This is a genomic window from Lactiplantibacillus sp. ME-2, from assembly GCF_022549155.1.
Classification (GTDB): domain Bacteria; phylum Bacillota; class Bacilli; order Lactobacillales; family Lactobacillaceae; genus Lactiplantibacillus; species Lactiplantibacillus plantarum.
Window position 1 is genome coordinate 1 of record NZ_JAKZEQ010000061.1, and the last position, 7,696, is coordinate 7,696.

A 7,696-nucleotide genomic window follows, 5' to 3' on the forward strand; every position below is an offset into this window, starting at 1 on the left:
ACAGACTGCCATTGAAAGATTCCGGGCTTGTTCGGATTAAACTTGTAATTTGCCCCCGTTAAAGAAACCCGTAATCAGGCGATTCGCTATATCTTGTGGGGATTGATCAGTGTTGCGGTCAACTTTGCAACTTTCTATACGATGTACCACCTAATCGGACTCGAATACCAGGTCGCTAATGTTATTTCCTGGGTCATTGCCGTTCAAGTCGCGTTCTGGGTGGACCGCTTGAAAGTGTTCGACCATCATTCACACCACGTTTATCGTGAAATGGGTAAGTTCTATGCGACCCGGATCGTGACGTACGTCGTTGAAGCGATTATTTTATGGTTGTTGATGTCAGTATTGGGGAGCTCGGCGGTACTAGCCAAGATTCTTGGGCAGGCCGGCGCCATCATTGGGAACTTCTTGTTCTCGAAACTGTATGTTTTTCGAAATAAGTAGCCACATCAAGACGGGAATGAAAATTCACGTCTTTTTTTGTTCAGTGGGGTGCCGCGGTTGTTAGAATGACGAGTAGGTGTGTGAAAGCGGATTAAGATTACAAGTAGATTGCGGTAATCCTAAATATTCTTAATGATTCACTAAGAGCTATGTTTAAGTGGGGTGTCATGTGGTTTAATAAACTTAAATTATTGCTTGTCACCATGTTAAAAAATTAAGAGGAGCGCACAGCATGCTAAAAAATCTAATGCGCGGAATCAAAGCGCTGTGTCTAATCGGCCTCGTGTTATTTGGGTGGCGCAACTATGATACGCTTGCCCCGCGCGCGGCAGCTTTATATCAGACGAGTCGTCAGAATCTAGCGGCTGCCTTGTCGGGTGACTTATCTAGTCATTTGTTGGGTGCTGATGATACTAGCAGTGCTACCGAAGATTCGGCGACTAACTCAAGTAAGCAATCATCAGGTCAGCAGACGGATAAGACTGCGAGTGCCAGTTCGGTCACTAGCTCGAGTTCGCAAGCAACTAGTTCAACAACGCAAGCAACACCGATTGAATCGATCGTGCAGAACGCCACCTTAAAGAAGACGTATTATTATTCCTTCGATCATAATGTTCCCAAAGCGGCCCGGCAGGTCTTTCTTGAAGCTGTCGCGACTTATAACCAGACTGGGTTGGTCCATCTGGTAGCTGGTCAAGCCAGCGGGTCACAAAATTCAGTGACTTTTTCGATGTATCATAAAAAAATGACGACTGGTGCGACCAGTGTTGAACTTGGTCATGGTGGCCCTGATATTACTAAGCAAATTAGCTGGCGAGGTATCCAATATTGGAATAACGCGACGGCTAGTCTTAACGGCTCATACGCCTCAGCTTTCAGTAAATCGGTCGCAGTTCATGAGTTAGGTCATGCGTTAGGGTTGGATCACAGTTCATCGACTGAATCCGTGATGTACCCGGTTTCACAAGGTAAGAGCACGTTGTCAAGTGCTGATATTGCGGCCCTGGAAACAATTTATCAAAAGAATGCGTAATTTATTTTCGTAATACCAAACAAAATTTAACCACTTTTCAAATTTTGACCTATAATCAAGGTGTATCAAAAATTAGAAAGGAAGTTGTTTTAGTATGGCTGCAGCAGTTGAAATGAACAGTATGTTAGACGAAAAGATGACGGACGTGTTTGATTGGAGCGACTCTAAGTTACCCGTACGGGATGCGATTTGGAATCACTTTATGGACGCTGATAGTCATGATACTGACAAGACGGCTGACGAAGTAGCGCCTTATATGAGTATGGACGAAGCTAAGCTCAAGAGCGAAGTTGAAAAACTCTTAAAGGCTTAACTAGAATAACGACCATGACGGCCTAATTTTTGAATGGGAACTGATTGCCAGTTTAGTAATCAGTTCTTTTTTTATGCTTTTAATCCGGCTGAATAAGCTGGTTGGTCAGGGGGGCCTCTCAACCGAAGCTAATCAAGACCAAAAATAATTTTTTTGAATTACTGTCGACACTATGAGCCCGTAGTGGTTTACCTTTTAATTAATATAAAAACAATTAAAAATTCACTTGACTTATAATTAAAAGTTAATTAATCTAAGAAACATCAACATTACAAAAACTTTTGAAAGCGAGGCGCGTCAATTATGAAAATTCAATCTAACCTAACCAACTTGTTGACAACCCTTGCTGTTCAAAATTTAGCCTTATTATTAACGAAGAAGGACCCGGTCACTTGACCTTGAGTATAACTCAAAATTCAAGTGAACTGAGCCCTTCTTTCCCATTGTGGTAATGAGGCTCAGTTCCGGGTAAAGGCCTCATTCACTACGGTGGATGAGGCCTTTTTGTGACTTAAGGAGGATCGGGGTCAACAACGTAGCAATAAAAAAACGAAAGTGGGAATAACTAATGAAAAAATGGGAAAAACAAACGATGAAGATTGCAGCACTTGGTGCGATGGCGTTGACACTGGCAGGGTGTGCCACTGCCAAATCAAGTTCAAGTCAAGGAAATAATCCTGGCAAGACTATTAAAATTGGGGTCAATATGGAATTGTCTGGATCTGCGGCCGGTTATGGAGAACAGCAAAAGCAAGGCATTCAGTTAGCCGTCAAGAAAATCAATAAGAGCGGTGGAATCAAGGTTGGGGGGACCAAGAAGAAAATTCAGTTGGTGATCCGGGACAATAAGACATCGAACACGACTGCTGCTTCCGTGGCTGCCCAGCTCGTGAATAACGATAAGGTCGTGGCCGTAGTTGGTCCCGCGACAACTAGCGCCGGGACTGCGGCGATCCCTAATATGACTAAGGCGGCAGTACCATCAGTCAGTCCATCAGCGACCGATCCGGATTATACGTTGCAAAAGAGTGGCAAAGTTCAAAAGTACATATTCCGAGCTTGCTATCAGAATAATTTTCAAGGAGCCACGGCAGCAACCTTTGTGACTAAGAACTTGAAGGCGAAACGCGTCGCCATTTTGACTGATAACTCCAGTGATTACGGCACGGGCCTAACAAAGGCGTTTAAGAAGCAGTATCGGGGCACGGTCGTTAGCAGCCAAACGTTCCAAGAGGGCGATAAGGACTTTAATGCCATCCTAACTGCGTTGAAACATAAAAAGATCGATGCCATATATGCGCCTGGTTACTATTCAGAAATCGGTCTAATCGTTAAGCAAGCGCGGCAAGCGGGAATCAAGGCTCCAATCGTTGGTAGTGACGGGATGGCGGATGCTAAATTAGCCCAAATTGCTGGCAAGTCTAATGCTACCAATGTTTATTACACGACGCCATTTTCTACTAAGGCTTCGGCAACGAACAAAGTTGCTTCGAAATTTATGAGTGCTTACAAGGCAAAGTATGGTAGTACCGCACCAACTTTTTCAGCACTCGCTTATGATTCGGTTTATATGATCAAAGCAGCCATCGAAAAGGAAGGCTCGGCTAATTCTGTTAAAATCGCCGATGGTTTAGCCAAACTTAAGAACTTCAAGGGTGTCACTGGGACGACGACTATCGATAAGCAACATAATCCTGAAAAGACGATTTCAATTGAACAATTGACGAATGGCGTGGTCAGCAAGGTTTATAACGTCAAATAGTCAGACTAGTGAAAGCGTGGGGGAACACATATGCAGACATTTGGACAACAATTGATCAACGGACTATCGCTAGGAAGTATCTACGCGTTATTGGCGCTAGGCTACACGATGGTTTATGGCATTATCAAATTAATTAATTTTGCACATGGCGATATTTATATGTTGGGGGCCTTTTGGGGCTATTACAGTTTGAAGTCACTACACTTTAACTTTGTTGCGGCGCTCCTGTCCGCAATGGTGATCTGTGCAGTTAGTGGTGTGATTATTGAATATTTCGCGTACCGCCCATTACGCCATTCACCGCGAATTACCGCGCTAATCACGGCAATCGGTGTTTCATTCTTGCTTGAGAATGGAATGTCATACTTTGTTGGTGCGAGTGCCCGTTCATTTCCCCAAGCAATCAAAGTGGTGACTTATCACTGGGGCGGATTGCGGGTATCGAATGTGCAGCTACTGATCTTAGGAACGGCGTGCCTATTAATGATTCTATTGGAATTAATTATCAAACGTACCAAAATGGGTAAAGCAATGCGGGCCGTTTCTGTTGATCCCGAAGCTGCACAGTTGGTGGGCATCAATCTTAACCATACGATTTCGTTCACGTTCGCATTAGGGTCTGCAATGGCCGGCGCTGCCGGAGTCTTGATTGGCCTATACTATAATTCGATTGATCCGTTGATGGGCATGACGCCCGGTATCAAGGCCTTTGTCGCAGCCGTGATTGGTGGGATTGGTTCTGTGCCTGGGGCTTCATTGGGGGGCTTTATTATCGGCATCCTGGAGACTGGTGTTCAGGCGATTGGCCTATCCGCATACAAGGACGCGGTGGTTTACTTTGTCTTAATTGTTATTTTGCTCGTGTTGCCGGCTGGAATATTCGGTAAACGAACCAAGGAAAAAGTCTGAGGGAGGCGCCAAATTAATGAAAGCAAATTTGAAAACTAACATGGCGTGGCTCGGTGTGATGGTTATCGGCTTTGTTGTGATTGACGGTTTAGAGCTGATGGGCGTCATTAACTCGTTTATTGAAAATATGCTGGTGACGATTGGTATCAACGTTATATTGGCGGTGGGACTCAATCTGATTATTGGGTTTGCAGGCCAGTTCTCGCTTGGTCACGTCGGCTTTATGGCAATTGGCGCCTACGCGACTGGTATTATGACCCAAACAATGGCGACGCCCGCGGGATTTTATCTGTCGATGATCGTCGGCATGGTGATTGCCATGGTAGCGGCGGTCATTGTTGGCATCCCAACATTACGATTGCGCGGTGATTACTTAGCCATTGCGACGATGGGGGCGGCCGAAATCATTCGGATTCTAATCAATAATCTGAAAATTACGAACGGTGCAGCGGGGTTATTCAATATCCCGGCACTTGCTTCGTGGGCAACGGTGTATGTCTTAATGTGTCTGACAACGATTATCACGGTCAACTTTATTCACAGTCGCGGTGGTCGGGCCGTGATGGCTGTGCGGGATGATGAACTGGCGGCTGGTGCCATGGGAATCAATACGACGCGCTGGAAGTTGGCCGCTTTCGTCTTTGGCGCGGCGACTGCGGCGATTGGTGGGTCGTTGCACGCGGCCTACATTCAGACGATTGCGCCGGGTGATTTTAATATCATGGCTTCCATTGCGATTCTGATTATTGTCGTACTCGGTGGGGTCGGCAGTATTACCGGGACTTTCGTAGCCGCAATCGTATTAGGAGCGCTCGACACGATCTTACAAAACTTCGGTACGATCCGAATGATTATTTATTCATTGGCACTGATTTTGATTATGATTTTTAAGCCAGCCGGACTGTTAGGAACGTGGGAGTTCTCATTCACGCGTCTATTCAGACGGCGATCAACTAAGGAGGCGGTTAACCATGAGTAGCCGGTTATTAGACGCACAAGGGTTGGTCAAAAACTTTGGCGGCCTGACCGCCGTTGCTGACGTTTCACTCCATTTTGATCAAGACGAGCTGATTGGTTTGATTGGCCCGAATGGTGCTGGTAAAACCACGTTATTCAACTTGTTGACTGGTGAAACGCCGGTTAGTTCGGGTAGCATTAGTTTCTACACAGATCAGGGCGTGGTGTCGTTAAATGGCAAGCAGCCCGCTACGATTGCTCGGGTTGGTATTTCACGGACATTTCAGAATATCCGGTTGTTCAAGGAGATGAGTGTACTCGATAACGTGCGCATTGCAATGACCAATCATTATCATGAACGGTTTTTGACTAGCATCCTGCGCTTACCTAAGTATTACCAGACTGAGCGGGCAATGACCCAGGCGGCGCAAGCCTTATTAGCGATGTTTGATTTGACCGCCGTCGCTGATCAGCCCGCAAAGAGTTTACCATATGGTATTCAGCGGCGATTAGAGATTGTGCGGGCCCTGGCGACGAAGCCCAAGTTACTCTTCCTTGATGAACCCGCAGCGGGTATGAATCCCGAAGAAACGGCGGATTTGACGCGCTTGATTCGCCGAATTCAACAAGAATTTCATATTACCGTTGTGCTAATTGAACACGACATGTCACTAGTTATGAACGTAGTCGAGCGGCTCTACGTGTTGGAGCACGGGGCGTTACTGGCAACTGGGACGCCAAAAGCCATTCAACATGATCCGGCCGTTATCAAGGCCTATCTAGGAGGGGTGTAAATGCTTAAAGTACGTGATTTAGTCGTTAATTACGGCGCGATTCAGGCAGTCAAAGGTGTTAGTTTTGACGTGCAACAGGGTGAAATCGTTACGTTGATTGGTGCTAACGGCGCCGGGAAATCTACGTTGTTGCACACGATATCTGGCTTGATGCGTCCGGTCAGTGGTTCTATTCACTATTTGGATCAACCCATCCAAAAGACGGCCGCTCCTAAAATTGTGCGGGCGGGTATCTCGCAAGTTCCTGAAGGACGCCATATTTTTCCCGGCCTGTCTGTTCAAGAAAATCTACAAATGGGTGCTTTTTTACGGCAGGATCGGGGTCAATTGGCTCAGACTTATCAGCAAGTTTACGACTACTTTCCAATTTTGAAGAAACGTCGGCATCAAGATGCCGCGACGCTCTCAGGTGGTGAACAACAAATGTTGGCGATGGGCCGCGCACTGATGGCGCAGCCCAAGCTGATGTTGCTTGACGAACCTTCAATGGGATTAGCGCCCATCTTTATTAATGAGATCTTTGAGATCATCAAGGCAATCAATCAGGCTGGAACGACGGTTTTACTAATTGAACAAAATGCCAATCAAGCCCTGAAAATCGCTGACCGCGGCTATGTCTTAGCTAGTGGACAAGTCAAGCTTAGTGGTCGGGGTTCCGAATTATTAGCTAATTCAGAAGTTCAGAAAGCTTATCTAGGGGGTTAAGTATGAGTGTTGCAGATTATATGACACCACGCCTGGTCGTTGTTAGTCCTAAAACGACGATCAGTGTGGCGGTCGAATTAATGAAGAAAAATGCGATTCATCGGTTACCCGTCATGGCAGGTAATCGAATGGTCGGCTTGATCACGCATGGTATCATTCAGCGTGCGATGCCATCACAGGCCACGAGTTTGTCGGTGTATGAATTAAATTACTTACTTACTTACTAAGACGACGGTGGATCAAATCATGGAAACGGCGGTTCAAACTGTCGCAGCAACCGCTCAGTTAGAAACAGCGATTGCAACGATGCGGAAAAATAAGATCGGCGTACTACCAGTCATGACGGGCGACCAAGTTGTGGGCATCATTACTAATAATGATATCTTGGATGCGTTCTTAAATATTGCTGGTTACGGCCAGCCGGGAATCGTAACTCGGGTGGTGGTCCATCATGACCATGTCGGCGTAATTTTTGCCATCGGAAAGGTCTTAACAGAACACGATTTAAGTATTCAGACGTTAATGGTCGTAAATCACCAGGCTGAAAAAGTGATTGAGCTCCACGTGAATAGTGAACAGGCCGCCGATGTTAACCAAGTCTTGACAGCAGCAGGTTTTGAAGTACAACCGGTCAGTGATTAGCTCTGGCGGCTATTGTCTATTATTGGAGATTAGGTGGCTAAAGACATCGCGTTGTACAAAGTTATAGGGCGTGGTGAAAGTGTGTGGGGCGAATTGTCAAACTAAGTGCAACGGTTTGTCAAAAAATACTTCATATG

General features: G+C 45.9%; 8 protein-coding genes and 1 pseudogene. All 9 read left to right on the top strand.

Annotation, left to right across the window (positions count from 1 at the left end):
• The first annotated feature begins 93 nt into the window (after positions 1-93).
• Positions 94-444 (top strand): GtrA family protein, encoded by a 351-nt coding sequence (locus MMY95_RS14500; RefSeq protein ID WP_015825913.1) that lies wholly within the window; start codon positions 94-96, stop codon positions 442-444.
• 232 nt (positions 445-676) lie between these two features.
• Complete coding sequence (locus MMY95_RS14505) at positions 677-1,477, top strand: matrixin family metalloprotease (protein WP_003643352.1); 801 nt, start codon at positions 677-679, stop codon at positions 1,475-1,477.
• Positions 1,478-1,571: 94 nt separating this feature from the next.
• Positions 1,572-1,790, top strand: a complete 219-nt coding sequence (locus MMY95_RS14510; RefSeq protein WP_003642248.1) for a hypothetical protein — start codon at positions 1,572-1,574, stop codon at positions 1,788-1,790.
• A gap of 568 nt (positions 1,791-2,358) precedes the next feature.
• Entirely contained in the window at positions 2,359-3,552 is a 1,194-nt protein-coding gene (locus MMY95_RS14515) for an ABC transporter substrate-binding protein (protein ID WP_003643351.1), read from the top strand.
• Positions 3,553-3,582: 30 nt separating this feature from the next.
• Positions 3,583-4,461 carry a branched-chain amino acid ABC transporter permease gene (locus MMY95_RS14520; protein ID WP_003642246.1) on the top strand — a complete coding sequence of 293 codons (879 nt, stop codon included), beginning with the start codon at positions 3,583-3,585 and terminating at the stop codon, positions 4,459-4,461.
• Between the two features lie 16 nt (positions 4,462-4,477).
• Positions 4,478-5,440 (top strand): branched-chain amino acid ABC transporter permease, encoded by a 963-nt coding sequence (locus MMY95_RS14525; protein ID WP_011101995.1) that lies wholly within the window; start codon positions 4,478-4,480, stop codon positions 5,438-5,440.
• A complete protein-coding gene (locus tag MMY95_RS14530) occupies positions 5,433-6,212 on the top strand; it encodes an ABC transporter ATP-binding protein (RefSeq protein ID WP_003646065.1) in 780 nt (259 codons plus the stop codon). Before MMY95_RS14525 ends, MMY95_RS14530 begins: the two co-directional genes overlap by 8 nt.
• Entirely contained in the window at positions 6,213-6,917 is a 705-nt protein-coding gene (locus MMY95_RS14535; protein WP_003646064.1) for an ABC transporter ATP-binding protein, read from the top strand.
• A 2-nt stretch (positions 6,918-6,919) separates the two neighbouring features.
• Positions 6,920-7,559, top strand: a pseudogene (locus MMY95_RS14540) (CBS domain-containing protein).
• The last annotated feature ends 137 nt before the right edge of the window (positions 7,560-7,696 follow it).

What these genes read in the sequence shown, in the direction of transcription:
- MMY95_RS14505 (WP_003643352.1), top strand. Translation starts at nt 677, where the DNA reads ATGCTAAAAAATCTAATGCGCGGAATCAAAGCGCTGTGTCTAATCGGC.
- MMY95_RS14510 (WP_003642248.1), top strand. Translation starts at nt 1,572, where the DNA reads ATGGCTGCAGCAGTTGAAATGAACAGTATGTTAGACGAAAAGATGACG.
- MMY95_RS14515 (WP_003643351.1), top strand. Translation starts at nt 2,359, where the DNA reads ATGAAAAAATGGGAAAAACAAACGATGAAGATTGCAGCACTTGGTGCG.
- MMY95_RS14520 (WP_003642246.1), top strand. Translation starts at nt 3,583, where the DNA reads ATGCAGACATTTGGACAACAATTGATCAACGGACTATCGCTAGGAAGT.
- MMY95_RS14525 (WP_011101995.1), top strand. Translation starts at nt 4,478, where the DNA reads ATGAAAGCAAATTTGAAAACTAACATGGCGTGGCTCGGTGTGATGGTT.
- MMY95_RS14530 (WP_003646065.1), top strand. Translation starts at nt 5,433, where the DNA reads ATGAGTAGCCGGTTATTAGACGCACAAGGGTTGGTCAAAAACTTTGGC.
- MMY95_RS14535 (WP_003646064.1), top strand. Translation starts at nt 6,213, where the DNA reads ATGCTTAAAGTACGTGATTTAGTCGTTAATTACGGCGCGATTCAGGCA.